Here is a 25,976-nt window from a genome sequence, read left to right as displayed (position 1 = left end):
TCATCTTTCGTGCCAGAGTTGTTCAAGGCTTCGCTTTGTTCGGTCTCTCACGATTATTTGCTAGAAAGCGCAAATAATCATTCGAGATCCGAGAACTATTTTTTCTAAATCGGATAGAATTTTATCCTGTTTTCCCGGCTTTAGCACCGACCAATAGGACACGCCAGAGGACACGCAAAAGAGAAAACAAAAAAGGAGCATGCGAAAATACCGCATAACTCCTTGATTTTTCTGGTGGAGATGATCGGGATCGAACCGACGGCCTATGCGTTGCGAACGCATCGCTCTCCCAACTGAGCTACATCCCCGGATGATTTTCTCAATATATACCGCAAATGGCGGCGGTTGAAAAGGATTTTTCAGTTCTGGATTGGGATAACAACGCTGAATTCCACACCGACCCCCGGGCGATTGTTGATGTGGATCTTGCCGCAATGGTTGGTGATGATGCGGTTGGCGATGGGAAGACCAAGGCCGGTGCCGGTGTCTTTCGTGGTGTAAAAGGGGTTGAATATCTGGTGCAGGGTTTCCAGCGGTATGCCGCCGCCGGTATCTTTGATCTTGACCGCCACCGCCTTCCGGCCGTCGAGGGTGGCGTTGCCGATACGGATGGTGAGCTCGCCGCCGTTCTTCATTGCTTCCTGGCCGTTGAAGAAAAGGTTGATGAATACCTGTTTCAGTTGCTGGCAGTCGCCGAGAAGCGCCTCGGACTTGCGGGGAAAGGTGGTGCTGACACGGATGTTTTTCTCTTCCAGGGAGGGACGGACAACTGCCAGGGCATCCTTGACTATCTCGGTCATGTTGCAGGGGGTATAACAGATGGTGGTTTTCTTGGAGAAGGAGAGAATATCGGTGAGCATCTTCTCCAGCCGCAGCACCTCCCTGACGATCAGGTCGGCGCTCACTTTCTCGTCGGAGGATTTGGGCAGCCTGCCGGCAAGCCGTCGCGCGAATCCGCCGATGGCAACCAGGGGGCCTTTGAGCTCGTGGGCAATGCCGGCTGCCATTTCACCGATAGCTGCTAACCGTTCTCCCTGAATCAGCCGGTCCTGTGCCTCGGACAGATCGCGATTTGTGTCGGCGATGCGATTGTAGAGGATGGAATTCTGAATGGCCATTCCCGCCTGGTTGGTGAAGAGTTGCAGAAAGCGCAGGGTGTCGTTGGTGATCGGTCTCCCTGCCAGGGTGTTATCGACAACGATGACACCGACGACCTTTTCGCGGGCAATGAGCGGGGCGACGGCAAAAGAAGTGATGCCAAACTGCTTGATGAAGTCCTGGTCCACCTGCTTTTCCCTGGCTGCGGATGGCACATAGATCAGCCTTTTTTCAAGTACGGCTCTGGACGCTAGGTTCAGTGACTTGTTCAGTTCGAGGCGGCTTGCCATGACCTTCTGGTTGAAATCCGACCGGCGCTGGCAGGCCATGCTTTCGTCGGAGATGTCCCATCGGCTGGCGAGGATATTCTCCGGGTCGTCGAAGGGGTCGGTACAGGATGCGGACGTTTCCCTGGTGACGCCGAGCATTCCCTGCATGATGCCGGACCGCTTGTTGATCAGGAAAAGCATGGCACGGTCGAAAAAAGGGACCGGCCCCGAGGTAAGTGCCGTGAGGGTAAGGTGGATCAGTTTGTTCAGCTCAATTGTGGAGAGGATGGTGTTGCTGACTCGGTAAAGGAGTGACAGGTCTTTCAGCTTCTTGTCGTTATCGGCGGAGAGGTTGGTCAAAAGCTGCAGGGCGATGGCCTGCACCTGCAGGAGGAGCTTTCTATCGGTCGCACTCAGGCGTTGGCCCGGCCCCAGGCCGATGCCAATGACGCCATAGAATCGTTCGTTGCGGGAGATCGGCTCGAAGAGAAATGTGACTTCTGTGCCTTTTTTCGCTTCGTCGGCATGGAGCACCAGTGGTGGTAGTGAAAGGGAAATCCTTTTCTCAGCGCAGATCCCGGCGCCACCCTGCCCCAGCGGAATGTGGCATGGGGCTACCGTGCCCTGCTCGGCACTGGATATCTTTCTCGACAGGCATCCCTGGTACTGATCATGTAGATAAATGGTGACGGAGGTAAGCTTAAGCGAGCCGGCAAGGCGCTTTACCAGGGCTTTCAACTTCTGGAGAGAGCTGCGGTTCGGCGCATCGGCAATGCGTACCGCATAGCTCAAGAGGTTGTACCGGTCCCGAAAGGTCATGGTAAAAACTCCGGCGGGATATGGGCTGAGGGGTAAAAATCAGAGCATGCAGTGACTTAGCGCAGCTTTTCTTTTTGTTCCTGATCCATTTTGCAGTCGATGCAAAGGGTGGTCACGGGGCGTGCTTTGAGCCTGGCTTCGCTGATGGCTTCCTCGCATACTTCGCAGATGCCGAAGGTGCCGTCTTCGATGCGCTGCAGTGCTTCCTTGATCTTGTTGATGAGTTTCCGTTCCCGGTCCCTGATGCGCAGTTCGAAGTTGCGGTCCGATTCCTGAGTGGCCCGGTCGTTGGGATCGGGGAAATTGGTTGTATCAGAGGTCATTTCCGAGACGGTCCTGCCGGCTTCTTCCCTGAGGAGGCGCATCTCCTCCAGCAGGATGTTCCTAAAATATTCAAGTTTTTCAAAGTCCATACCTTCACCATCCTTTGCTAAATCAGTATAATATTAAAAAGGAATTTAACTATTTAGTAAAGGAAAATTTTCTTCAAAAGGCCGCGGACGAGCGATCTAAAAGACCTTTTCCAGGGCTTCGTCAACGGATTTGACGCCGACGATTTCGAGTCCCTTGACCTTGACCTGTTTCAGATTGCCGGCGGGAAGGACACAACGGCTGAAGCCGAGCTTGGCCGCCTCCTTGACTCGAAGCTCGGGTTGGGTAATGGCACGCACTTCTCCGGCCAGTCCAACCTCTCCAAGCAAAAGCGTATTGGGGGCAATGGGCTTGTCCAGATGGCTGGAGGCCACAGCGACGACCATGCCCAGGTCGGCTGCCGGTTCGTTGAGCTTTACCCCACCGGCCACATTGAGAAATATATCCTGGCCCGCCAGCGACAGCCCCACCTTTTTTTCCAGAACGGCCACGAGCAATGATAGCCGGTGATGATCAACGCCAATTGTGGTGCGGCGCGGCACGCCGAGGGAGGACGCACTGACCAGCGCCTGCAGCTCGACGAGGACCGGCCTGCTCCCCTCAAGGGAAGCAACGACAACGGAGCCGGAGACCCCAAGTGGACGTTCGGAGAGGAACAGCTCGGATGGATTTCTCACTTCGCAGAGGCCCGTATCCTTCATCTCGAAGACCCCGATCTCATTGGTCGAGCCGAAGCGGTTTTTCACTGCGCGCAGAATACGGAAGGGATGGCCGCTATCTCCCTCAAAGTATAGGACGGTGTCAACCAGGTGTTCCAGCACCCGTGGCCCGGCAATGGAGCCGTCCTTGGTGACATGGCCGACGATGAATACCGGAATGCCACTTCCCTTGGCCATGGTCATCAGCCTTCCCGCTGTTTCACGAACCTGGCTGACGCTACCAGGTGCAGATTCAAGGGCTGACGTGAAGATAGTCTGGATGGAGTCGATGACGACCGCCTTCGGTTCCATTTTGGTGACGTGGACGAGGATGTTCTCCAAGGCGGTTTCAGCCAGCACGTAGAGGCCGGGGGCATTCACCCCCATTCTCGCGCCGCGCAGCTTGATCTGCCGCGCTGACTCCTCTCCGGAAACGTAGAGGATCGTGCCGGTCTTGGCCACGTGGTTCATGGCCTGCAGCAGCAGGGTCGACTTGCCAATGCCTGGATCGCCGCCGATAAGCACCAGGGAACCCGCCACCAATCCGCCACCCAATACCCGGTCGAATTCCGAGATGCCGGTGGGCAGATGCATTTCTGCTTCACCCCCCACCTGGCTGATGGGCAGCGGCGGTGATCCAGGTAGTGATCGGCTGTTTGCGGTCATCGATTTGGCGGCGATTTCTTCCTCCATGGTATTCCATGCCCCGCAATCTGGGCATCGGCCAAGCCACTTGGCGGACTGATAACCGCATTTTTGACAGCTGTAGAGGGTTTTCGTTTTCATGGCCTTTATCCCATATGTTCGCTGGCTGCGGATACTAGCTTCTTTCTCCCGAGGTGTCAACGACCTCCCGAGTCTCTCCGGGCGTATTCGTTTGACAATGTTTTTCACATTACGATAAAATTCGCCAACCTTCTTTTCTCTCATCAAAACAGGGCAGAAAATGAACAAAGGCACAGATTCCCTATTGAAGCTGGTACTACCGCGGGTGGGCAAAGACGACCCGGGCTCGCTCCTGGCAGATATCTACAAGGCCATGAGGGCTATCGGCTTTTATCCCGAAGGACATCCAAAGCGCGAGGAGATTGTTGCCGGCGTCTACGAGTCGCTCCGCCAGTACCTTCAGGAACATGAACTGTCGCTGACCATCAGCCGGGGGGGCTTTACAGCCGCAGGCCAAGCGGTGCGAGCCGATGCCAACAGGATGATCGTCAGTCTGGCGGGAGAGTTGTTCATGCGGAGGGTCCAGCAGCTGATCTTCCTCCCTGACCTTTCCTTGGAAGATCTGCGTGCCTTTCTGCAGCTGTTGTCCATGGATCAGAAGAATTTGGCCCGTGGGGGAGGCATGGCCCAACTGATGCCGGAAAGGGGCATACGCACCATTTGGGCCAATGAGATTGACCTGTCGGTGATCTGGGAAAGGCGGCAGGCGCTGGAAGAAGAGCTGAAAACAGCGGAGGCTTCAGGAGACGGCGATCTGTCCGCAGAGGCAGAAAATGCCGAAGGGGAAACTGGCACCGCTCCCGCAGGGGACGACAAGCCCGATACCGATTCCCTGATGGAGCTTCTGGCCCGAATGGATCGGGAGACCAATGACAGCCGCTATCAGCAGTTCGCCCGGAACCTGGCTGCCAAGGCGGAAGATTGCAAGGGGCGGGGGGTCTGCGCCCCTCTTTTTCTGGTTTTGCACGGCCTTCTGGAGCATAGTGCAGACACCGGCCGGTCCCAGGTGCAGAGGGACTATGCTGCTTTTACCCTGGAGCAGGTGGCAGACGGCGTCATGACCGATTTTCTCCTGCAGCACCTGGAAAGCAAGAGCGCCCAGGAGGCGGCGAAGATCTATCCCGTCCTGAAGAAGCTGGGGGCGAAGATTGCCTATGTGATCATCCAGCGGCTCTGCCTGGCCGATGGACTGCAAGCGCGCAAATCCCTGGCAGCCGCACTGCTTGCCATCGGACCGGCGGCGGTTCCCCCGCTTCTCGCCATGCTCAAGGATGAACGGTGGTATGTTGTGCGTAACATGGTGGCCATTCTTGGCCAGATCGGTTGCAGGGAGAGCGCCAATGCGCTGAGACCGGCACTCTACCACGGGGACCAGCGGGTCAGGAAGGAAACCCTCCATGCCTTGGTGAAAACAGGGGGCGACAATGCCGAATCCATGGTTATCGAGCTTCTGGATGACAAGGATGCAGCCGTTGTTCTGCATGCCATCATGTCCCTGGGTCTGTTGAAGAGCAAAAAGGCCGTGCAGCTTTTGATCGATATCGTCGAAAAACCGGACTTCTTTTCGGCGCAGCTCAAGAAAAAGAAGGAAGCCATCGTTGCCCTCGGCAGGATTGGCGACAGGCGGGCGGCCAGTCCCCTCCTCAGGGTGCTCGAATCCCATAGTTGGTTGCCATGGAGCAAGTGGGACGAGCTCAAGGTGTTCACCGCCACGGCCCTCGGCAGGATCGGCGATGAAACGGTTCTTCCTGCCTTGAAAGCTTGTGCCGCGAAGGGGGGGACTCTGGGAAAAGCGTGCAGTGAAGCGGTCGACACCATCGAAAGGGTGGCGGAAGATATCTATGAGTGAGATCGGCGAAGATGTTGCCCAGCGCCTGGCTACGCTGCTGTCAGGGGCGATCAAGGGGACCAGCCTGTATCCAGCGGGTCATCCGGCTACCCTCGGCCCCCTTCAGGAAATGGCTTCCATTGTGGAAAAAGCACTGCGAACCCGTCCGGAGATTGGACTCGGGGTAGTCGATGGCGTTTTCTTTGTGGAAGAGCAGATGTTTTACACGCCATCCGCGGGGATAGAAGAGCTGGCGGTGCGCCTGCAGGACAGAGAGATCAACGGCATCGTCTTCTGCCCCGGCGTTGCCGTCGATGGCCTGGGCCGGTTCGTCACCCTGTTGGGCAAGAGCGGGTTGAAAGCCGACGAGATAACCGCGGAGATGACCTCCCAGGGAATAACGGGCATCTCCCTTATTACGGCTGTGGATGAGGAGGAGGAAGAAATCCGCCGGGAGGAGGCCTGCCTCAGGACCCACCAGGAAGCTCTTGAGAGTATTGAGCAGCTCTTCAGGGACGTGGAGCAGGGCAGGATACCTGGCAGTGACAGGATAGGGACCATTGTGCGGGAAATGGCGTCGCTGGCGGTAAAGGACCCGGCAGCGCTACTGGCCTTGTCCATGATCAAGGACTACGATAACTATACCTTTACCCACAGCGTCAACGTGGGGGTAATCGCCATGGCTATCGCCTCACACCTGCAGTATGGGCCGGAGGAAATGGAGGCGGTCGGCATGGCCGGTTTCCTCCACGATGTGGGAAAGGTGCGAGTAGAAAAGAGCATCCTCAACAAGCCGGGCAAGCTGACACCGGGCGAGTTCGAAGCGATGAAGAAGCATACCGAATCAGGCACCGAAATCATCGGCAAAATGAAGGGAATCAGCCCAAAGGTTGCTCAGGCGGTTCTTGGGCACCATATCGGCTACAATCGTAAAGGCTATCCCGAATGGGCAAGGGAAATGCCCTTCACTGCCATCAGCGAGATCGTTGCCGCCGCCGACTGCTATGACGCCATCACGACGGTCCGAGTCTACCAAAAAGCACTCAACCCCAGGGAGGCCATCACCCATCTGCAGACGATCGCGGGGTCGTATCTCAATGGTAACATTGTGGCGACACTCAGGGAGATGATGGGGGAGTACCCGGTAGGGACGGTGGTGAGGCTCGATACCAACGAGATCGCCGTGGTGTATCGACCGAATCTCAAGGAGAGCCATGCACCGAAGGTAAAGATTGTCCTGGATGCTTCGGGGAGAAGACTTGCCGTTCCTCTCCGCAGGAAGCTGGTTGATGACAAGGGAAATACCTATGCCAGAATAGTAGCGGTCGTCGATCCTCTGGTGAAAAACATCGATGTTGCCGCTTGTCTCTCCATGACGGCACGGTAGCCCTTAGGCAGGAAGGATGGGCTATGCCGGCGCCAGCTTTCCCAGGGCGGTAGCTGCCGCTTCCCTGGTCGAAGGGTGCCGCGATTGCATCAGCGCAATAAGACGATCCTCCAGTTGCCGATTTCCGATCTGACCGAGGGTTCTTGCCGCTTCGGCATCAATGAAACCATCATCCGCATCTAAAAAAGGAAGCAGGACCGGGACCAGCGACGGGTCCCTGAAATTGGCCAGGGCGGCAATGGCCTTCGCCCTGATCGCTGTGCTAGGATCGCGAAGTTTATCCACGAGCGGCATCAATGCGGCTTGGTGCGCCAGATTACCCAGTACTTCGATGGCTGCCGATTTGATATCGTCTTCCGGACGGGAAATGCAATAAAGGAGTGGCGGCAGGACCTTTTCGCCTCCGATGGCCCCCAGGGCATAAATAGCCTTTATTTTTGCCGGCCTGTTCCCCTTTCTCAGCAGGTCAAGGATCTCTTCCAGGCCGCCGAGTCCCTCCAGACGTTCCAGCGAATATGCTGCCGCGGCGCGCACTTCTTCATTGGGGTCCTTGAGCGCGGCGACGAGGGCCTGACGTCGTTTATCGAGGGTTTTTCCATTCATGTGGCTATTTCTACCAAAAAAGGACACTTTGGACAACAGATTTCACCGAGGAGCAATGGATGCGTACGAATATGAAAGCAGTGCTGCTTTCCGGCCTGGTGTTGCCGGGCCTGGGCCAACTCTACAAAGGATGCCGGGTCAAGGGGATCGTGATGATAGCCCTGGTCAACGTTTTTCTTTTGGGAGCCGTCTTTTTTGCCCTGCAGGGGGTGGGAAAGATCGTGCTGGCCGCGAAAGTGCCCGGTTCACCGGACATGGGACAGGTGCTGGATATGATGCGGAACGAAACACCGGCAGCACGATGGCTGCTGGCTGCTTTTTTCGGGCTGTGGCTCTACGGCGTGGCGGATGCGCTTCTGGGAAGAATAAAGTGAGTTATTGGGTTTGACAAACACCATCCTGATGTGCGATAAACTAACGCCGTTTTGGATTTGTCGGGCTGTTGCCCGACTGATGGGAGAAGATGATGATATATTCACACGTACTTGCCACTGGCGGCTTCGTGCCGACAAACGTCATCGGCAACAGTTACTTCGATTATCTGGTGGAAAACGCCGATGAATGGATACGCTCCCGCACCGGAATAGGGGAGCGGCGCTTTGCCGCTGCCACCGAATCCACCTCCGATCTGGCCACTGCGGCGGCACGTGATGCACTGCAGAAAGGGGGAATCGATCCCCTTTCCCTCGATTGCATCATCGTTGCCACGTCCACGCCCGATATGATTCTGCCGGCAACGGCCTGCATGGTGCAGAAGAACATCGGGGCGAAAAACGCCTTTGCCTTCGACATGAATGCGGTGTGCAGCAGCTTTATCTATGCGGTGGAAACGGCCGACAATTTCATTAGGTCCGGCAAGTACGGCAAAGTCCTGGTTATCGGCGCCGACACCTATTCAAAGATACTCGACATGCAGGACAAGACGTCCTGTCCGCTGTTCGGTGACGGGGCCGGAGCACTTATTCTCGGCGCTTCGCCTGAGCAAAAGGGGATTCTTCAGAGCCTCGTCAGGAGTGACGGCACCGGCTGGGAGCTGATTCAGGTCCCGTCGTCCGGGTCGCGGAAGCCCATAACAGCCGAGACCATCGCCGCCAAGGAAAATACCTTCAAAATGGCCGGTAAAAGTGTCTTTATCTTTGCCACCGACGTTATTCCCCAGATCATCGAGGAAGTGACCGCCAAGGCCGGTGTCCGCCCCGACCAGCTCGATTTTATCATCCCCCACCAGGCAAACGTTCGCATCATCGATTTCATATCCAAAAAGACCGGCATCGACAAGAGCCGTTTCCTGCTCAATCTGGATCGCTACGGCAATACGGCAGCCGCTTCAGTTGGTTTGGCGCTGGACGAAAATGTTACCGGCGGCACCATCAAGCCCGGGCACCTGGTCCTGATCATGGGTTTCGGCGGCGGGCTCTCCTGGGGAGGTATCCTCATCCGGTTTTAACACCTGCCAGTCCCTCGCCTGTCTCCAGCACCTCAAGACCTGCCTTCCTGAACACCTCAGCCAACAGAGTTTCCGGTACCTTCTTCTTCCATCCGCCGTGAAACCTGTCGGCTGCCAGCAGAATGCCTCCCGTTTCCAGCCGTCCAGCCAATCCCGTGACCGCAGCCGCAAGCCCCCTTTGCTCATGGAGAAAAGGGCCACCCAGGAAGCCGTTGCAAAGAACGATCAGGTACGGTTCGTCCAGTATCGGCGTGTGGGCAATGTCTTCCAGTCTGAAATTTATGCGCGCGCAGGTGTTGTCTGCAAAGAGCGGCGCCACCTGCCGTTGGTAGCTTCTCTGGCGCTCATGGTCGTGGGGAAAAAAGGCGTGGGCTGCGGCAAACAGCTCGAACGGTTCGACGGTGGCGCCATGGATGAGAAAATCCTCCGGAGGGAAGCCGCATTGCACCAGCAGCGCAGCCAGATCGTAGGTTCCCTCGCCGCTGCCGCAGGCGGCATCGAGACATCGCAGCTTGCCTTTGTACCGCTGCTTGTGCTGCATGAGCCAGTTCCCCAGAAAATCCCGCTGCCCTGGATAACGGTTGAAGCTGCCCCCATACCGTTTGGGCAGGAAATTGAGAAAGAAGAATATTCGCCGTTTTTCTTCGTCGGCGAGCAGAGTTGTCAGCAGTTCGGCAGGATTTGCTCCCGTGGCAAGCCGTTCCAGTTCCTGGAGAGCATCAAGCCAGCTGTGGGCATGGTGAATGGCAGAAGCGCCGGGAAAAGGGGGACAAGACATTCCCCGGGCGAGCAGACGATCGAACAGGGGGAGGATCTCGCGCAATGGTAACAGGAGTTCGGCCAGAGCGCGCATTTCGTTTGAGATGACTAGGCCCGGAGCCCACAGGCCGTGGGGGAGGCATGCGGCATACCGGTGAAAGGACCGGTCAAGGCGCAAGATGCGACGGTCCAGGTCGTGGCTGGCGAGTGGCCCCGGCACCAGCAGGTGGGCGAGGCGCTTTTCGGTAACGGTGCGGTCGAGGGTGGGTTCGAAACTTAGCGGGGGGGGCTGCATCGACTATGGGCTCATTGGGCGGTTTATAATCGCACCCTGTTTAGCAGGCTGTTGAAAAACTGTTGCGGACCCGCGGGGCCTAAAGGTCCGTTCTGCTGCGTTATCACTCGCTCAAAACCTCAGCGTACAGTGGGTACGCTTTGGCTTTTCGCTCGCTTAAGCCTTGCATCTCGGCCTCCTCTCGACGTTTTTCAACAACCTTTTAGATGCTTTGCCCGGGTTTGTCAATGCCGATTTCAGTTTTCCTGTTTCTTGTCGAGAAGCGCCTTGAGCAGGGAAGGTTTTTCCGGGCGTGGGGGAGTTTTCCTGGTGATGAGATCGCGGACGGAAAGGAGATCGTTTTTAAGGGTCTCGCCGTCCCGTACAAGTATCCGCGTTCGTGCATCGCTGCGGACATACGGTGCCAGCAGGTTGATCGCTTCGGCTATCTGCTGGCTGACGACCACCCGCTCACGGAAATTTTCGAACTGACCTGCTCTCAGCCGTTCCTTTATGGCACTGAACTCCCTGGAGAAATATGTCAGCACGGTTCCGTAGACGTTTGTCTCATCTGTCATCAGCATATCCCGTATGGAGGCGAGTCTGACCAGAAGACCCTGTTCGGGGTGCCCTGGCGATATAAAAAACTCTTCGGCGAGCGTCTTTTTTTCTTTAGTGATAATGCCGTCCAGTAGGGAGGGCAGGAATCGGGGCTATGCCATAATTGTGGCTAAAGGGGCGTTTTTTTGTTATGCTTTTGGCATTTAAGGCCGTTATTCCACCTGTTGTAACCTTTGCCATGTCCACCACTTTTATCTCCACCCCGAAAAAAATAGCCGCTGCCATTGCACCAGATGATGCTGCCGTTTCCCTAACTGGACTGAAGGGCTCAGCTCCCGCCTATCTCCTTGCACGCCTGCTGGAAGAGCAACCGCGGTTGCTCTTCATCATCACCCCCGACACCGATACCGGTGAGGAACTGTACCGGGAGATGCGCTTCTACTCAGGCAATGGGGAGCGGATTCTCTATTTTCCCCCGTGGGATGTTCCCCCCTTTGATGCCGCCTCGCCCCATGCTGATATCGTCGGACAGCGGCTGAATGTGCTCTTCCGTATGATGGACGGCAGGGCGGGTGCGGTGATCGCTCCGCTGGGGGCCGTCATGCAAAAGGTCCTGCCGCGCAAGTCCCTCGGGCAGGTTTCCCAGTATATCGTCGCCGGAGAAGAGGTGGAACGGGAACAGCTCCTCGAGAAACTGGTCAAGCTCGGCTATTCCCACGTGCCACTGGTGGAGGACCGGGGCGGTTTCTCCATCCGGGGGGGCATCCTGGATATCTTCCCTCCCGACCTGCCGACGCCGGTGCGCATCGAATTCTTTGGTGACTTCGTCGATACCATCCGCACCTTCGATCCTGTAACCCAGCGGTCGCTACAGCCCTTGCAGGAGCTGGTCCTCCTCCCTTCCCGGGAGGTTGTCGTTTCCGAGGAGGTACTGACTGCCTTTGCCCCACGATTGAAAAAGCGCTGCGACGCTCTCGAAATACCGGCTACCAGGCGCCGCGAGCTGCTGGAACAGCTGCAGAATGCCATCTATCCCCCCGGCATCGAATATCTTCAGCCCTTATTCCATCCCGGCTTGGAAAGCCTCTTCGACTATTGTGGCGGCGATTTTATCACGGTTGTCCATGATCCTGCTGCCATGGCGGCGGCACAGGAACAGTTCGCCCAAGAACTCGCTTCTGGTGAGGCAAAGGCCGTGGAACGGGACAGTATTGTCTGCGAGAGGGCCGAACTCTTTCTGGAGGCGGATGCATTGGCCGCCTGCCTCGGCCGGGGGCGGCGCCTGACTATCCCGTTTTTGGAGATTGCCGGCGGCAAGGGTGCCGGCGCCACCCTCCGGTTGCAGGTCCAGGATAACAGCAGCTTTAAGCTGGACGTTTCCGCAGAGGGGGAAGGATTGCTGAAGCCGCTGGTGGAAAAACTCCTCACCTGCCAGGCCGAGCAGAAGCATGTGCTCATGGTCTGTCACCAGCGCAACCAGGCCCAGCGCCTCTATGAGATGCTCTCCCACTACAACCTGCCTCTGGCGCTCTCCGAGCGGGATTTTCCCGAAGAGCTGGCACGTTCCGACAACCAGCTGCGCATCATGGTCGGGGATATTTCCCGGGGTTTCCAACTGGCGGAAGACCACGTGGCTGTCATTGCCGAAGAGGAAATATTCGGCGTCCGGATCAAACGCCGTGGCCTCTCCGAAGCGCGGAAAAAGCAGCTGCTCACCTCCCTTGCCGAGCTGAAGCCGGGGGATTACATGGTGCACATCGACTTCGGCGTCGGCATCTACCGTGGACTGCAGCACCTGACCTTTTCCGGCATGGAAGGGGATTTCCTGCTCCTGGAATACGCCGGGGCGGACAAGCTCTACCTGCCGGTGGACCGGATCAACCTGGTGCAGCGCTACGTGGGGGCAGAAGGGGTCGAGCCGCACGTGGACAAATTGGGTGGGGCCGGCTGGGAGAAGGCCAAGGCCAAGGCCCGGGCCGCCATCCAGGAAATGGCGGGGGAGCTGCTGAAGATCTACGCGGCGCGCCAGGTGGAGGAAGGGCATGCTTTCTCACCCCCCGACGAACTCTACAAGGAATTCGAAGCCTCCTTCGCCTATGAGGAGACCCCCGATCAGCAGGCCGCCATTGAGGACGTGCTCCACGACATGGAGAGCAAGAAGCCCATGGACCGGCTCATCTGCGGCGATGTGGGCTACGGCAAGACTGAGGTTGCCCTGCGCGGCGCCTTCAAAGCGGTCATGGACGGCAAGCAGGTGGCGGTGCTGGTGCCGACCACCGTGCTCGCCCAGCAGCACCTGGAGACCTTCTCCGCCCGCCTCAAATCCTATCCGGTGAAGGTGGAGATGCTTTCCCGTTTCCGCAGCGCCAAGGAGCAGAAGGAGATCATTGCCGGGGTGAAAAGCGGCGCGGTGGACATCATCATCGGCACCCACCGCCTCCTGCAGAAAGACATCGTCTTCAAGGAACTGGGGCTGCTCATCATTGACGAAGAGCAACGCTTCGGCGTTACTCACAAGGAAAGGCTGAAGAAATACCGGGCGGTGGTGGATATCATGACCCTGACCGCCACCCCCATTCCCCGCACCCTCTACATGTCCCTCATGGGCATCCGCGACCTCTCCATCATCGATACGCCGCCGGTGGATCGTCTGGCCATCAAGACCTTCGTCGCCCGCGCTTCCGACGAGCTGATCCGCGAGGCAGTGCTCAGGGAGCTGCGCCGGGGGGGGCAGGTCTTTTTCGTCCACAACCGTGTCCAGACCATCGGCGCCATGGCCGAGCACCTGCAGCGCATCGTCCCGGAGGCGAAGATTGCCGTTGGCCATGGGCAGATGGAGGAAAAGGAGCTGGAGAAGGTCATGCTCGGTTTCATGCACGGAGAGAGCAACCTGCTCCTCTGCACCACCATCATCGAATCGGGACTGGATATTCCCACCGCCAACACCCTCATCGTCAACCGGGCCGACACTTTCGGCCTTTCACAGCTCTACCAGCTGCGGGGAAGGGTTGGGCGCTCCAAGCAGCGCGCCTACGCCTACCTGCTCATACCGGGCGAAGGGGCCATCTCGGCAGACGCCCGGGAACGGCTGAAGATCATTCAGGAACTGACCGAGCTGGGGGCAGGCTTCCGCATCGCCACCCATGACCTGGAGATCAGGGGAGCCGGCGATCTCCTCGGTGCCCGCCAGTCGGGGGATATTGCCGCCGTAGGCTTCGAGCTCTATACGGAGCTTCTGGAAGAGGCGATCAGGCAGCTCAAGGGTGAAGAGCTTGCGGAGCGGGTGGAACCGGAGATCAAACTGCGTATTCCGGCGTTCATCCCCGAGGACTATGTCCGCGAGCCGAACCAGCGGCTGATCATCTATAAGCGGCTGACCCAGGCGGCATCCGAGGAGGATGTGGCGGAGATCATGGGTGAATTGGTCGATCGCTTCGGCAAGCTCCCCCTGGCTGCCCTCTACCTGGTGGAGGTCATGAAGCTGCGCGTGGCACTGAAGGCCATGCTGGTCAAGGAGATAGAATTCGACGGAAAAAGGCTCGTCCTCTCTTTCCACCAGAAAACTCCCGTTTCCCCCGATACAATCATCGGCCTCATCCGGCAATACCCGAAAAAGTACCAGTTTACTCCCGATTTCCGTCTCTGTGCCGAGCTTGCCGATACCTCTTTTGACGGCGTCCTCAAAGAGGCGGGAAATCTCTTGAAAAGCCTAGGGTGATGTGCTACTTATAAAAGACTGAGAAAATATTAATATAATTTAAGGAGCCACAGCGTGAACTACAGACAAACGGGAAAGCTGTTTTGTGTCGCTCTCTGCATTGCCGCAGTCGTCGGCTGCAAGGGACAGACCGGTACCGGAGCCAAGGAAGAGAAAAAGTCGGGGCCGGTCCTGGCAGAAGTCAATGGTTCGACCATTACCGGCAGCGATTTTAAAAAAGAGGTTGAGGCGCTCCCCCCTTACCTGAAGCCGATGGCGGAAACGCCGGAAGGGAAAAAGGAGCTGCTTGATACCATGGTGGTCCGGGAACTGATCCTCCAGCAGGCCAAAAAAGATGGCATCGACAAGAGCCAGGCGGTTGCCGACAAGCTGGCAGAGCTGAAAAACCGCATCGTCGTCGAGGCCTTCCTGAAGAAAAAGGTAGAGGAGCAGGCGAAGATCAGCGACACCGAGATCCAGGACTTTTACAATAAGAACAAGGAAAAGTTCCGCACCGGCGAGCAGGTACGGGCAAGCCACATCCTGGTGAAAACCGAGCCCGAGGCACAGGAGATACTTAAGCAGCTCAAGGCGGGGGGCAATTTCGAGGAGCTGGCCCGAAAGCACTCCATCGATGCTGCCGCGGCAAAAGGGGGGGACCTGGGATGGTTCGGCAAAGGGAGCATGCTTCCGGAATTCGAGCAGGCGGTTTTCGGCCTGAAGGAAGGGTCCACCTCCGGCATCGTCAAGACCAAGTACGGCTACCATATCATCAAGCTTACGGGCAAGCGCCCCGCAGGGATCAGACCGCTGGATGAGGTGAAAGAGCAGATCAAGGCGGCGATTCTTCCAGAGAAGCAGCAGGAGGTCTTCAAGAAGCTCAAGGAGGACCTGAAGAAGGGGGCCAAGATCCAGGTCAAGGAAGATGCCCTGAAATCACTGGATGGCGAGAAGCCGGCAGAGAAGTCGGGTAGCCCGTCGCCAGCCCCGGAGAAAAAGCAGTAATCTCGACATTTACCGTCGAAATTGCGGCCGGGCGTTTCGTCCGGCCGCTTTTTTGCACAATGCACACCATGGAATCGATCATGAACAAGTTGCTGCTGTATTGCATCATAGCTGCCCTGAGCGCTTTTCCCGCTGCCGTGCGCGGAGAAACTGTCAGTGCCATTGCCGCCATCGTCAACGATGATGTCATCACCACCCTGGATGTGCAGAAAGAGGCCGACCAGATTGCCAGGGAGGTGGAGAAAAAGAACGCCGGTGAAGTTCCCGACAAGGCGACCATCCGCAAAACCGCTCTTGATCGCCTCATCGACAAGAAGCTCGTCGAACAGAAGATCAAGGAGCTGGATATCAAGGTCCCGGAAGAGGAGCTGCGGCAGTCCATAGAGGACGTGAAAAAACAGAACAACCTGACCCAGGAAGCTCTGGTTGCAGCCCTGGCAGGGCAGGGGCTCTCCTTTGAGCAGTACAAGAATCAGCTCAGGGAACAGCTGGAGCGGCTCCGGCTCATGAGTCAGGAGGTGCGTTCGAAGATCCAGGTGGGGGAACGGGAGGTCCGGGAGTATTACGAGGCCAACAAGGCTCGCTACGGCCAAGAGGAGTTTTTCCATGCCCGCCATATCTTCTTCAAGGTCGATAAAAATGCGCCGGAAACCGAGAAGGCAAAGGTTATGGCGACGGCAACGCGGGTTTTGCAGGAGGCGCGCAGCGGCAAGGACTTTGCCGAACTGGCCAGGCAATATTCGGACGATCCGGCGGCCAAGCAGGATGGCGGCGATCTTGGAACCTTCAAAAAAGGGGATATGATTGCGGAGATCGAGGCTGCGGTGGGGGCTATGAAACCCGGGGATGTCAGCGATCTGGTCAAGACGGCGGCCGGTCTTCACATCATCAAGCTGGAAGAGCGGGGATTGGGCAAACCCCGCCCCCTGGACGAGGTGAAGGGGGAAATCGAGGACCTGCTTTACAAGAAGAAGTCCGAGGAGCGGTTCAACCAGTGGGTCGATGAGTTGCGCAAGGGGGCTGCCATCGAGATAAAGCGTTGATCAGGCAGTGACGATTATTGCTCATCGGGGGATGGGGGCGGAGAATGATCCGTCATCATCCCCGGTGCTTTTTTCAAAGTCCTTTCTTCGACAGCTCTTCCAGGAGTTGCCGTTGTGGCCCGGTCAGCTGTTCCGGCACCCGGACACCGATCCTGACAAATAGATCGCCCCGTCCGGAACCGCTCATACGTGGAAATCCAAGCCCCTTCAGCCTGATCTTCGTTTCCGGCTGGATGCCTGCCGGAATCTTGATCCTCTTGGTCCCATCCAGGGTCGGTATATCGAGGGATGCGCCCAGGGCCGCCTCGCTGAACCTCACCTCCCTGGAAACTAGGATATCGTCCCCTTCCCGTTGCAGTACAGGATCACCGCTAACCTTCACCGTCAAATACAGATCGCCGTTGGGGCCGCCGTGGCTGCCTGCACCCCCTTTCCCATGGAGCCTGAGCCTGGAGCCGTTTTCAATGCCGGCGGGGATCTTCACCGCCAGTTCTTCACGACTGCCGTCCTTCATGAAGGCAATGCGCTTTTCACAGCCGCTGAATGCCTCCCGAAAAGAAATGGTCGTTTCCATGGTGAAGTCTTCCCCCTTGCGGGGTCTTGCACCGAACCGGCCTCCCGTCTGCTGAAAACCACCGAATCCGCCGCCGAAGATGCGGGAAAAAATGTCATCCGTGCCGAAGCCCTTGTCTTTGAACAGGTCCCCCACATCGAAGCCGCGGAAAATGTCTTCCTGGGTGAAGCGCTGGTGGAAGCCGGTGTCGCCGAACTGGTCGTACTGGGACTTTTTCTGTGGATCGGAGAGCACAGCATAGGCTTCGTTGATCTCCTTGAATTTTTCCTCCGCCTCCTTGTTACCGGGGTTTTTGTCGGGGTGGTACTTGACGGCGAGCTTTCGGTACGCCTTTTTGATCTCATCGGCAGATGCCCCTTTCTTCAGCCCGAGCACCTGATAATAGTCAGTTCTTGCCATGAGTTGTCCTTTCGCCATGATCTGAAAAAGCAGCACTGCCAATGTAATGGCGCAAAGTCCCGATGTCAACTATTGTAACAAGCGCCCCATGCCTTGACAAGGAAGGTTGGCAGGGCTTAGTATTCCCATATTGTAGCCCATTCTGCCAAGGGAGTCTTAATGATGAAAAAAGCGATAATTGCAGGTGGCGGCATTTCCGGTCTCGCAACAGCCTGGCTCTTGGAGGAGAAGGCGAAAAAAGCGGGGATCGGGCTGGAAATCACCCTTCTGGAGAAGGAGGCGCGGGTCGGGGGGAAGATCAGGAGCATCAAGGCTGACGGGTATCTCTGCGAATGGGGGCCAAACGGGTTTCTTGACAACAAGCCCCAGACCCTGGACCTCTGCCGGGACCTGCAGGCCGATTCCCAGCTTCTCCGCAGCAATGACAATGCCCGGAAACGCTTCATCTATTCTGAAGGCATGCTGCACCGGTTGCCCGAGAATGGCCCCGCCTTTTTCAAGAGCAGGCTCATTTCCTGGCCCGGGAAACTGCGCCTGATGCTTGAACCCACCCCTTTTATTGCCAAGGCTCCCGATGGGGTGGATGAGACCCTCGCCGCTTTCGGCAGGCGCCGCCTGGGGGACGAGGCATTGCGCAAGCTGATAGCGCCCATGGTTTCCGGCATCTTTGCCGGCGATCCCGAGACCATGTCCCTGCAATCCTGTTTCCCACGTATTGCAGAGCTGGAGCGGGAGTATGGCGGACTGGTCAGGGCCATGGTCAAGTTGGCAAAAAAGAAAAAAGCGGATATTGCCGTAGGGAAAGCGGTGGCCAGTGCCGCCGGTCCCGGCGGCATCCTAACCTCGTTTCGTGAGGGGCTGCAGACCCTGCCCGAGATCATCAATGGCCGGCTTGGGGGCGGAATGGTCGTTGCCGGCGAGGAAGTTACTAAGATCGGCAGGGGGAGCGCCCTTCCCTATCGGGTGGAGACGAACGGCAGGGGCTACGATGCCGATGTGGTCGTGCTGGCGACCCCGGCCTACGCCACGGCGCGCATGCTGGAAGGGCTGAACGGCACCATGGCCGGCATTCTCGACCAGATCCCCTATGCATCCATGACCGTCGTCTGTTTCGGCTATGACCGCAACAAGATCGGCCTGGACCTGAACGGCTTCGGGTACCTGATACCCAAGGCCGAAGGAATGAACATCCTGGGGACGCTCTGGGATTCCAGCATCTTCGAAAATCGCGCGCCCCAAGGGAAGGTGCTGCTGCGGAGCATGATGGGGGGGGCCTGCTTTCCCGAGTATATCAAACTGTCCGATGAAGAGATCCAGCGCCGAGTACAGGACAACCTGAAGACTATCATGGGCATAACCGCGCCACCCGATTTCGTCAGGATCTTTCGCCACGAGCAGGCCATTCCCCAGTATACCGTCGGGCACAGCGCACGGCTGCGCGCCTTGGCTGATGCGGGAAGGAATCATGCGGGGCTCTTCCTTACGGGCAACAGCTACCGCGGCATCGGTCTCAACGATTGCGTGGCTGCAGCTGAGCGCAGCAGCGACGAGGTTCTGGCGTATTTGCAGAAAGGCTAGTTGTTGAATTGCCGGCCTTTTCCGGCTTGCCGCCGGAGGCAGGACAGACCGCTGGTGCCGACAGAGGGAACAATTGACACCCTTGTCCCCCTTCTGCTATAAAAATTATCCGTGCTATTGGCCAATAGAGGCGGCACGAGCCGCAGTTTGTCAGGAGAAGGTGGATGATCGTTTATTGCGAAAAGTGCAACAGCAAATTTCAGGTCGATGATGCCAAAATTCCGGATTCGGGCATAAAGGCCCGCTGTTCTGTGTGTTCTCATGCCTTTATCTTGAAAAAAGAACCAGTTGTGGCCACACCTGCTTCCCAGCCCAGATCAGCAGATCTGTCGGCTTCGACAGAGCCTGTTAAGGCTCCTGTAAAGCCGGCTGGCGCTGCAGATTTCGATGCCTCGGTATTTAGCGATGCCGCCCGAGAACCAGCCGATCGGCATGCACCGCACGTCGGCAGCGGCGGTCCTTTTTTCTTCAGGAACGATCCTGGGGCTAAGCAGGCACAAGGTGTTGACGGCCAGGGAGATGTCGTTGTAGAGATCACGGAAAGCAATGATTTTGAAGAGGTGGAAGAATTGGACGGGGCCGGAATAGCAGCGGACGAAAGCCTGGCGGAGGTTTTCTCCAGCGAGCCGGCCGCAACGCCGAAGCCGGAGCCCGGCTACGATTCCTTTGCCGACTTCGTGGAGCGGCAGAAAAAGGAATCGGCTAAAACACCTGCCGCAATGGGGGGAGACGGAGCGGCTCTCCGGGAGCCGGTGACAAGAGGGGTGGCGGAAATGGCAACAGCGACCCCCCGTGTTCCCGAAGTGGTAACTTCTGCTAATGGGCAACTGCCCGCAAGTCCGTTAGCGGGCAGGGCGGAGCGAGGCATTATTACCAAGCTCGATGAGCATGGCATGACCGACGATTATGTGGTGCAGATGGTTCAGGAAATCTGTCATGCGGTCAAATATGTGGAAGGGGTGGAAAAACCGGACTGGCCGACCCGCATGATGGGACTGGACATGCTGTGCAAGATCCGCGGCCTCTATGCAGGAGAGAAAAAAGAAGATCCCGCAAACCGGCAGCTGCAGATCGTCGCGGGTATCAATATGTGAGAGAGTGAAATCAAGAATCCGAGATGGCCGGGGTTACATCCCCGGCCTTTTTTATTTCAGGGACAAAAGGGGGGGTCATCACATTCGCACAAAAAAAGGTCCGGTTTATACCGGACCCAACCCCCAACAAACAGCGAATAGCATTCAAAATTCCTGGGGCATGCCCTTGACTTGGGCGGCGGTAAAGACCGGGCCGTCCTTGCAGACATAGACGTTGCCCACATTGCAGCGGCCGCATTTCCCAAGGCCGCATTTCATACGATTTTCCAGGGTCGTATAGATGCTATCGTCCTTGAATCCCAGCTTCTCCAGCACCGGCAGGGTAAACTTGATCATGATCGGCGGACCGCAGACGAGGCCGATGGTGTTTTCTGCTGCCGGTGCGGCCTCTTCCAGGATGGTGGGGACGAAACCGACCTTGCCGTCCCAGCCGGGGCTGTTCCCACCAGGATCCACCGTTTTCACCAGCCGCACGTCCCCCCGTTCCTGCCATTCCTTCAATTCATGCTTGTAGACCAGGTCGGCCTCGGTGCGGGCACCGTAGACGATGGTGATGTCGCCGAACTTGTCCCGCCAGTCCAGGCAATTCCAGATCACCGTCCGCAAGGGGGGGAGGGCGATTCCCCCTGCGACGAAGACCAGGTTCTTGCCGAAGAAAGATTCGATGGGAAAGGAGTTGCCGTATGGTCCGCGCACGCCGATGGTCTCACCCACCTCCAGCCGGCGCAGAGCCTCGGTCACCCTGCCGGTGGCCCGGAAGCAGCACTCGATGTAGCCCTTGCGGGTAGGTGAAGAGGCGATGCAGAAGGTGGATTCGCCGGCGCCGAAGGCGGAATATTCGGCAAACTGACCGGCGCGGAAGGAAAAACTTTCCCGCACCGCTTCGTCCTGGAAGACCAGACGCAGGGTGCGCACATCGGGTGTTTCGTCGATCATCGCCTCGATGGTTGCCAACTGGGGTTTATAGATGTTTTTGGTGTGATCACACATGATTGGACCTCTTGATCAAACGTCAAAGGCAAAAACAGCACACGGATTTCACGGATGTGAGGGATAACAAGAATCTTGACCGCTTTTTGCAGCTTGATCCGCATTTATACTCGATCCGTGTTTCATCAAGGTTTTGCCTGTATTTCTTCCAAGACTGCTCTGATGTCGATCCCCACCGGACAGCTCCTGACGCATCTGCCGCAGCCGGTGCACAGGGTCTGGCCGAACTTGTCTTGGTAGTACTTGAACTTGTGCATGATCCTGTTGCGGTAGCGTTTGTTCTGGATATCCCGGGGATTATGGCCGGAGGCGTGGTTGGTAAACTTGCCGAAGCCGCAGGCATCCCAGCTTTTTCGTCGCGCCCCCTTCGTTTCGGTCCCCTCATCGACGATGTCGAAGCAGTGGCAGACCGGGCAGAGGAAGGCGCAAGCCCCGCAACCGGCGCAGCGGTCGGCAAATTCCTGCCAGAGAGGGCTCTCGAAGTTACTCTCCAGCCAGTCTTTAATCCCGGCCAGGTCAAGAGGTGTTGCGGCAGGCTCGGCCGACGGCAGCGGCTTTGCTTCACCCCCGGCCAGAAATGATGCGTAGGTATCGAGGAAGACCTTGCCCTTTTTCGTCACGGCATCGCAGAGGTACCCCCCGCCGGCGACGGGAGTGAGAAAGAGGTCCGAACCTTTGTCGTCCCGGGGGGAGAGCCCCACGGCTGTGCAAAAGCAGGCATCGTCGGCAGCGGTGCAGGCCAGGCCGATGATAATCGTCTTTTTACGGCGTTCCAGGAAAAACTCGTCGTTGTAATCCCAGGAGAAGACTGCATCTAGAACGGCAGGGGCAGCAGCATCGCAGGGGGGTGCCCCGACGAGGATCGTTTCTGGAAAGGCGCCGGCATCCACGTCTGACACCATTACGCCGTTCCCGTCCTTGCCATAGGTAAGAATGGTCTCGCAGAGCGGGAAAAAAGTCTCCTTGGCCGAGCGCCGCGGCATGATTCCCAGGACCAGCTGCTCGCCGCTGTCGATCGGTTCATAGAGGACAATGCTGCCCGCCTGCCGGGGGGCGACAACGCGCCTCCCCTCCTTGAGGAGGAGATCCATGAGGGATCGGAGCTTTTGTTCGGTGATGGTTTTTGTCATGTACAATCTCTTTTGTCCACAGATTCACAGTTTCGGTGGATTCATGTTTCAGGTTCTTATTTTATGAAGCTCTGGTCGTCCTCTTCCCGGTACTCCGTCAACGGCCCCTTTTCCACCGGCACAAGCCCCGCCTCAAAATCGTAGAGCGTCTTCAACTCCCTGGCCATCTTGCGGTTGAGAAGGTTCAAGGGGATGTCCATCGGACAGGCCCGCTCGCATTCGGTACAGCCGGCGCAGCGCCCAGCCAGGTGCATGGCGCGGACGATGTGCCAAGCCATATTACCCGCCGGACGCGGTGTCGTTTCCAAAGCCTGGGGACGATTGCGGTCGCACAGACACTGTTCGCAGTAGCAGAAGGGGCAGACTTGGCGGCAGGCCATGCAGCGGATACAGCGGGAAAAATGCCCTTTCCAGAAGGCCCAACGCTCGGCCGGCGTCATGGCTTCCAGGCGGGCCAGCTCTTCGGCCTCCACAGGTGAAAATTCAGGCAATGGCGGCACCGCGCCAACAACGACGTCAGCTCCTTCCGGCGCACGGACGGTGCACTCGCGGCACTTGCGGGCGATGGTCCCGGTAGTAAGGGCTTCACCGCTTCCGGCTCCGGCACCCTTCACCCCGACGCAGGCGACCCCGATGATATGGAGCTCTTCCCGTTTCAGCTGGGATTCTCCCAGAAGTCCGGCCAGGGCCCGCATGTCGCATCCTTTGGCAATGATGGCGACCTTGCCCGCCGGTCTGACCTCTTTCTTTGCCTTGGTGAGGTAGAGGGCCAGGTTGTTGACGCAGCCGGGGGAGAAGACGAGGTCCCCGGCCTTGGCCGCATCCGTGATTATCGTGGGAATGACGGTACCTGCCCTTGTCCCGGCCTGATAGCCGATGACGGCAGCAACGGTCCCCTCAGAGAGGAGTTTTGTGGTCTCCGTGCGGATGGCGTTGGTGACGGCAGCGAAATAACTGTCGTCGGCCAGTTGGGTATGGTTTTGTTGCATTGGGTTACCTTTTCATAGGTCCAATAGGACCTATTGGACTTATAGGACCTCGACTAGATATTCTGGTATGCCTCTTTCAACTCCGGACTGTCCAGTTTTCCCGACCAGTGCTCTTCCATCTCCAGCTCCTTGAACTCCACCATCGGTCCCATGGCGCGGACCCGCTCCGTCAACTCCGTCACCACCTCCACCCATTTTCCCCCTTCGGCGGCGGAGACCCAGGAGAACTGGAGGCGGTTTAGATCGACGCCGATGAATTCAAGGAGCTGGCGGAAGGCGGCAAAACGGCGGCGGGCGTGGAAATTGCCGGCCATGTAGTGGCAGTCTCCTGGATGGCAGCCGGATACCAAGACCCCGTCTGTGCCCTTCTGGAAGGCGCGGAGGATGAAGACCGGATCGATCCGTCCGGTGCATGGGAATTTCAGCACCCGGACGTTGGACGGATACTGCATGCGACTGGTTCCCGCCAGATCGGCCCCTGCATAGGTGCACCAGGTGCAGACGAAGGCGACTATTTTGGGTTCAAAATCATGTTCCATAAAGATCCGTTCTAGGCTCTATGTTCTAGGTTCTACGTTGAAAAGGCGTTAGGTTTTGAACGTATAACTTAGAACTTCGAACTGTTTTTTAAAGCGCTTCGATCATTGCAACAATTTGCTCATCCGTATAGCCATCCAGTTCCACTGACTTCGAGGGGCAGGTGGCCTGGCAGGTGCCACAGCCGCCGCAGACGCCGGGATTGACATGGGCGACGGTCCGGATAAGGTTTCCCTGGCGGTCGCGGATCTCTTTCTCCTCGATGGCACCGTAAGGGCAGACCTTCCTGCAGGCGAAGCAGCCGACGCAATTCCGCTCGTTGACCCGTGCAACTATCGGTTCCCGCTCCAGTTGATCTTTGGCGAAGAGGGTCATGACCTTGGCCGCTGCCGCCGAAGCTTGGCTGACCGTATCGGGGATATCCTTGGGCCCCTGGCAGGCACCGGCCAGATAAATGCCGGCGGTGGCACACTCCACCGGCCTGAGCTTGGCGTGGGCCTCTGAATAGAAGTTGTACTTGTCGTAGGAGATGCCCAGCTTCTGGGCCAGGCTGTCGGCATTGGGCTGAGCTTGGACAGCCGTCGCCAGCACCACCAGGTCGGCCTCGATTTCCACCTGGACCCCGACCAGGGTATCGCTCCCCATGACCACCACCTTATCCCCTCGCTGGTAGAGGCGGGAGACCATGCCGCGGATATAGACAGCCTCCTCTTCTTCCACCGCCCGCCGCCAAAATTCGTCGTAGCACTTGCCGGGGGTGCGGGCGTCCATGTAGAAGACGTAGGCCCGGCCGTCGTGGACCTTGTGGTGATAGAGCATGGTGTGCTTGGCGGTGTACATGCAGCAGATCTTGGAGCAGTAGGAGATTCCCTTTTCCCGCGCCCTGGAGCCGACGCACTGGATGAAGACCACCTGCTTCGGCTCCTTGCCGTCGGAGGGGCGGAGGATCTTGCCACCTGTCGGGCCGGAGGCACTGGCCAGGCGTTCGAAGGTCAGCCCGTCGATGACGTCGGGGATGGTGCCGTAGCCGAATTCACCATAACCCTCGATGGAGCTACCTTCGGGTTTCCGATCAATGGAGTAGAGGTCGAAGCCGGTGGCAACGACGATGGCGCCCACCGGTTCCGTAACTAGTTGGTCCTGCTGCTCAAAGTCGATGGCCTGGGGTCCGCAGGCCTTGGCGCAGAGGCCGCATTTGCCGGTCTTGAACTTCAGGCAGTGTTCCCGGTCGATGACCGGAGTGTTGGGTACCGCCTGAGGAAACGGGACATAGATGGCGGTCCGCAGCCCCAGGTTCCTGTCGAAGACGTTGGGGATCTTCTTCTGGGGACATTTGGCCATACAGACGCCGCAGCCGGTGCACTTGTCCTCGTCAACCGAGCGGGCCTTCCTCCGGATGGTGACGGAGAAGTTGCCGATATAGCCGTCGATGCTCTCGATTTCCGACCAGGAGTAGAGGGTGATGTTGGGATGGTTGGCGGCATCCACCATCTTTGGCGTCATGATGCACTGGGAGCAGTCGAGGGTGGGAAAGGTCTCGGAGAGCTGGGCCATGTGGCCGCCGATGGAGGGTTCCCGCTCAACGAGCACCACCTGATGGCCGGCGTCGGCAATGTCCAAGGCCGCCTGGATGCCGGCAATGCCGCCGCCGATGACCAGCGAGCGTTTCGTCACCGGGACGGTGATCGGCTCAAGAACCTTTCCCCGTTTGACCCGTTCCACCATGAGCCGGACGATGTCGCTTGCCTTGGCGGTAGCTTCATCCCGGTTCTCGTGGACCCAGGAGCAATGCTCGCGGATGTTGGCCATGTCGCACATGAAAGGGTTGAGCCCCGCTGCCTGGGCGGCTTTGCGGAAGGTCTTCTCATGCATGCGCGGACTGCAGGCGGCAACGACGATGCCGGTAAGCTGATGCTCGGCGACAGCTTTTTTCAGCAGGTTCTGCCCCGGGTCGGAACACATGTACTTGTAATCGGTGGCGTAGGCAACACCGGGCAGCTGAGCTGCATAGGCGGCAACCCGCTCCACATCAACGGTGCGGGAGATGTTCTCGCCGCAGTGACAAACAAATACGCCGATTCGTGACATGCAAAAACCTC

Annotated in this window: 21 protein-coding genes and 1 tRNA gene; 9 read left to right on the top strand and 13 right to left on the bottom strand. The window is 57.8% G+C overall.

Annotated elements, in window-relative coordinates; translation table 11 throughout:
• Positions 1–232: 232 nt before the first annotated feature.
• The 4 genes from ML541_RS17780 to radA form a co-directional block, all read right to left on the bottom strand.
• Positions 233–308: transfer RNA gene (locus ML541_RS17780), tRNA-Ala, on the bottom strand.
• 51 nt (positions 309–359) lie between these two features.
• Positions 360–2,186: an ATP-binding protein gene (locus tag ML541_RS17775; protein ID WP_243375044.1), complete on the bottom strand. Its 1,827-nt coding sequence runs from the start codon at positions 2,184–2,186 to the stop codon at positions 360–362.
• Positions 2,187–2,242: 56 nt separating this feature from the next.
• Complete coding sequence (gene dksA, locus ML541_RS17770) at positions 2,243–2,599, bottom strand: RNA polymerase-binding protein DksA (RefSeq protein WP_243375041.1); 357 nt, start codon at positions 2,597–2,599, stop codon at positions 2,243–2,245.
• A gap of 96 nt (positions 2,600–2,695) precedes the next feature.
• On the bottom strand, positions 2,696–4,042 hold the full coding sequence (gene radA, locus ML541_RS17765; RefSeq protein ID WP_243375038.1) for a DNA repair protein RadA: 1,347 nt from the start codon (positions 4,040–4,042) through the stop codon (positions 2,696–2,698).
• A 160-nt stretch (positions 4,043–4,202) separates the two neighbouring features.
• Between radA and ML541_RS17760 the strand changes: the two genes are divergently transcribed.
• Positions 4,203–5,831: a HEAT repeat domain-containing protein gene (locus ML541_RS17760; RefSeq protein ID WP_243375036.1), complete on the top strand. Its 1,629-nt coding sequence runs from the start codon at positions 4,203–4,205 to the stop codon at positions 5,829–5,831.
• Positions 5,824–7,197, top strand: a complete 1,374-nt coding sequence (locus ML541_RS17755) for an HD domain-containing phosphohydrolase (protein WP_243375033.1) — start codon at positions 5,824–5,826, stop codon at positions 7,195–7,197. The genes ML541_RS17760 and ML541_RS17755 overlap by 8 nt, the downstream gene beginning before the upstream one ends.
• 21 nt (positions 7,198–7,218) lie before the next feature.
• Here the strand turns inward: ML541_RS17755 and ML541_RS17750 are convergent, their stop codons facing one another.
• Positions 7,219–7,800 (bottom strand): HEAT repeat domain-containing protein, encoded by a 582-nt coding sequence (locus ML541_RS17750; protein ID WP_243375030.1) that lies wholly within the window; start codon positions 7,798–7,800, stop codon positions 7,219–7,221.
• A gap of 59 nt (positions 7,801–7,859) precedes the next feature.
• On the opposite strand from ML541_RS17750, the gene ML541_RS17745 reads away from it, so the two are divergent.
• A complete protein-coding gene (locus ML541_RS17745) occupies positions 7,860–8,174 on the top strand; it encodes a hypothetical protein (protein ID WP_243375028.1) in 315 nt (104 codons plus the stop codon).
• 92 nt (positions 8,175–8,266) lie between these two features.
• A complete protein-coding gene (locus ML541_RS17740; RefSeq protein ID WP_243375026.1) occupies positions 8,267–9,247 on the top strand; it encodes a beta-ketoacyl-ACP synthase III in 981 nt (326 codons plus the stop codon).
• On the opposite strand, the gene ML541_RS17735 is transcribed toward ML541_RS17740, so the two are convergent.
• Together ML541_RS17735 and ML541_RS17730 are read right to left on the bottom strand one after the other, a co-directional pair.
• Positions 9,234–10,301 carry a chemotaxis protein CheR gene (locus ML541_RS17735; protein ID WP_243375024.1) on the bottom strand — a complete coding sequence of 356 codons (1,068 nt, stop codon included), beginning with the start codon at positions 10,299–10,301 and terminating at the stop codon, positions 9,234–9,236. The two genes, ML541_RS17740 and ML541_RS17735, sit on opposite strands and share 14 nt — an antisense overlap.
• Before the next feature lie 236 nt (positions 10,302–10,537).
• Positions 10,538–10,858 carry a hypothetical protein gene (locus ML541_RS17730; RefSeq protein ID WP_243375021.1) on the bottom strand — a complete coding sequence of 107 codons (321 nt, stop codon included), beginning with the start codon at positions 10,856–10,858 and terminating at the stop codon, positions 10,538–10,540.
• A 221-nt stretch (positions 10,859–11,079) separates the two neighbouring features.
• Between ML541_RS17730 and mfd the strand changes: the two genes are divergently transcribed.
• The 3 genes from mfd (at position 11,080) to ML541_RS17715 (ending at position 16,586) form a co-directional block, all read left to right on the top strand.
• The gene (gene mfd / locus ML541_RS17725) at positions 11,080–14,559 is read left to right on the top strand and encodes a transcription-repair coupling factor (protein ID WP_243375064.1); all 3,480 of its coding nucleotides are present in this window, start codon (positions 11,080–11,082) and stop codon (positions 14,557–14,559) included.
• Positions 14,560–14,613: 54 nt separating this feature from the next.
• Positions 14,614–15,543, top strand: a complete 930-nt coding sequence (locus ML541_RS17720; protein WP_243375019.1) for a peptidylprolyl isomerase — start codon at positions 14,614–14,616, stop codon at positions 15,541–15,543.
• 80 nt (positions 15,544–15,623) lie between these two features.
• Positions 15,624–16,586 (top strand): peptidylprolyl isomerase, encoded by a 963-nt coding sequence (locus ML541_RS17715; RefSeq protein WP_243375016.1) that lies wholly within the window; start codon positions 15,624–15,626, stop codon positions 16,584–16,586.
• Positions 16,587–16,659: 73 nt separating this feature from the next.
• Here the strand turns inward: ML541_RS17715 and ML541_RS17710 are convergent, their stop codons facing one another.
• Entirely contained in the window at positions 16,660–17,559 is a 900-nt protein-coding gene (locus ML541_RS17710) for a DnaJ C-terminal domain-containing protein (protein WP_243375013.1), read from the bottom strand.
• A 162-nt stretch (positions 17,560–17,721) separates the two neighbouring features.
• On the opposite strand from ML541_RS17710, the gene hemG reads away from it, so the two are divergent.
• Together hemG and ML541_RS17700 are read left to right on the top strand one after the other, a co-directional pair.
• Complete coding sequence (gene hemG, locus ML541_RS17705; RefSeq protein ID WP_243375011.1) at positions 17,722–19,137, top strand: protoporphyrinogen oxidase; 1,416 nt, start codon at positions 17,722–17,724, stop codon at positions 19,135–19,137.
• A gap of 290 nt (positions 19,138–19,427) precedes the next feature.
• The gene (locus ML541_RS17700) at positions 19,428–20,231 is read left to right on the top strand and encodes a hypothetical protein (protein ID WP_243375008.1); all 804 of its coding nucleotides are present in this window, start codon (positions 19,428–19,430) and stop codon (positions 20,229–20,231) included.
• 144 nt (positions 20,232–20,375) lie between these two features.
• On the opposite strand, the gene ML541_RS17695 is transcribed toward ML541_RS17700, so the two are convergent.
• From ML541_RS17695 to ML541_RS17675, 5 genes are all read right to left on the bottom strand, one after another.
• Positions 20,376–21,221 (bottom strand): FAD/NAD(P)-binding protein, encoded by an 846-nt coding sequence (locus tag ML541_RS17695; RefSeq protein WP_243375006.1) that lies wholly within the window; start codon positions 21,219–21,221, stop codon positions 20,376–20,378.
• Between the two features lie 125 nt (positions 21,222–21,346).
• On the bottom strand, positions 21,347–22,351 hold the full coding sequence (locus ML541_RS17690) for a 4Fe-4S dicluster domain-containing protein (RefSeq protein ID WP_243375004.1): 1,005 nt from the start codon (positions 22,349–22,351) through the stop codon (positions 21,347–21,349).
• Positions 22,352–22,407: 56 nt separating this feature from the next.
• Complete coding sequence (locus tag ML541_RS17685) at positions 22,408–23,340, bottom strand: 4Fe-4S dicluster domain-containing protein (protein ID WP_243375002.1); 933 nt, start codon at positions 23,338–23,340, stop codon at positions 22,408–22,410.
• A 53-nt stretch (positions 23,341–23,393) separates the two neighbouring features.
• The gene (locus ML541_RS17680) at positions 23,394–23,879 is read right to left on the bottom strand and encodes a hydrogenase iron-sulfur subunit (RefSeq protein WP_243375000.1); all 486 of its coding nucleotides are present in this window, start codon (positions 23,877–23,879) and stop codon (positions 23,394–23,396) included.
• An 88-nt stretch (positions 23,880–23,967) separates the two neighbouring features.
• Positions 23,968–25,965: a CoB--CoM heterodisulfide reductase iron-sulfur subunit A family protein gene (locus ML541_RS17675; RefSeq protein WP_243374998.1), complete on the bottom strand. Its 1,998-nt coding sequence runs from the start codon at positions 25,963–25,965 to the stop codon at positions 23,968–23,970.
• Positions 25,966–25,976 lie beyond the last annotated feature (11 nt).

It is taken from the genome of Geotalea sp. SG265, from assembly GCF_022808985.1.
Taxonomy (GTDB): domain Bacteria; phylum Desulfobacterota; class Desulfuromonadia; order Geobacterales; family Geobacteraceae; genus Geotalea.
Note: the sequence above shows the minus strand (reverse complement) of the source record. Positions and strands in the feature narration are given on the sequence as shown.

Bases quoted from the DNA above. Each gene is read 5' to 3' on its own strand.
- ML541_RS17750 (WP_243375030.1), bottom strand. From the start codon at position 7,800: ATGAATGGAAAAACCCTCGATAAACGACGTCAGGCCCTCGTCGCCGCG.
- mfd (WP_243375064.1), top strand. From the start codon at position 11,080: ATGTCCACCACTTTTATCTCCACCCCGAAAAAAATAGCCGCTGCCATT.
- ML541_RS17675 (WP_243374998.1), bottom strand. From the start codon at position 25,965: ATGTCACGAATCGGCGTATTTGTTTGTCACTGCGGCGAGAACATCTCC.
- ML541_RS17685 (WP_243375002.1), bottom strand. From the start codon at position 23,340: ATGCAACAAAACCATACCCAACTGGCCGACGACAGTTATTTCGCTGCC.
- ML541_RS17740 (WP_243375026.1), top strand. From the start codon at position 8,267: ATGATATATTCACACGTACTTGCCACTGGCGGCTTCGTGCCGACAAAC.
- ML541_RS17730 (WP_243375021.1), bottom strand. From the start codon at position 10,858: ATGACAGATGAGACAAACGTCTACGGAACCGTGCTGACATATTTCTCC.
- ML541_RS17710 (WP_243375013.1), bottom strand. From the start codon at position 17,559: ATGGCAAGAACTGACTATTATCAGGTGCTCGGGCTGAAGAAAGGGGCA.
- ML541_RS17690 (WP_243375004.1), bottom strand. From the start codon at position 22,351: ATGACAAAAACCATCACCGAACAAAAGCTCCGATCCCTCATGGATCTC.
- radA (WP_243375038.1), bottom strand. From the start codon at position 4,042: ATGAAAACGAAAACCCTCTACAGCTGTCAAAAATGCGGTTATCAGTCC.
- ML541_RS17745 (WP_243375028.1), top strand. From the start codon at position 7,860: ATGCGTACGAATATGAAAGCAGTGCTGCTTTCCGGCCTGGTGTTGCCG.
- ML541_RS17755 (WP_243375033.1), top strand. From the start codon at position 5,824: ATGAGTGAGATCGGCGAAGATGTTGCCCAGCGCCTGGCTACGCTGCTG.
- ML541_RS17775 (WP_243375044.1), bottom strand. From the start codon at position 2,186: ATGACCTTTCGGGACCGGTACAACCTCTTGAGCTATGCGGTACGCATT.
- ML541_RS17735 (WP_243375024.1), bottom strand. From the start codon at position 10,301: ATGCAGCCCCCCCCGCTAAGTTTCGAACCCACCCTCGACCGCACCGTT.
- ML541_RS17760 (WP_243375036.1), top strand. From the start codon at position 4,203: ATGAACAAAGGCACAGATTCCCTATTGAAGCTGGTACTACCGCGGGTG.
- ML541_RS17680 (WP_243375000.1), bottom strand. From the start codon at position 23,879: ATGGAACATGATTTTGAACCCAAAATAGTCGCCTTCGTCTGCACCTGG.
- hemG (WP_243375011.1), top strand. From the start codon at position 17,722: ATGAAAAAAGCGATAATTGCAGGTGGCGGCATTTCCGGTCTCGCAACA.
- dksA (WP_243375041.1), bottom strand. From the start codon at position 2,599: ATGGACTTTGAAAAACTTGAATATTTTAGGAACATCCTGCTGGAGGAG.
- ML541_RS17695 (WP_243375006.1), bottom strand. From the start codon at position 21,221: ATGTGTGATCACACCAAAAACATCTATAAACCCCAGTTGGCAACCATC.
- ML541_RS17715 (WP_243375016.1), top strand. From the start codon at position 15,624: ATGAACAAGTTGCTGCTGTATTGCATCATAGCTGCCCTGAGCGCTTTT.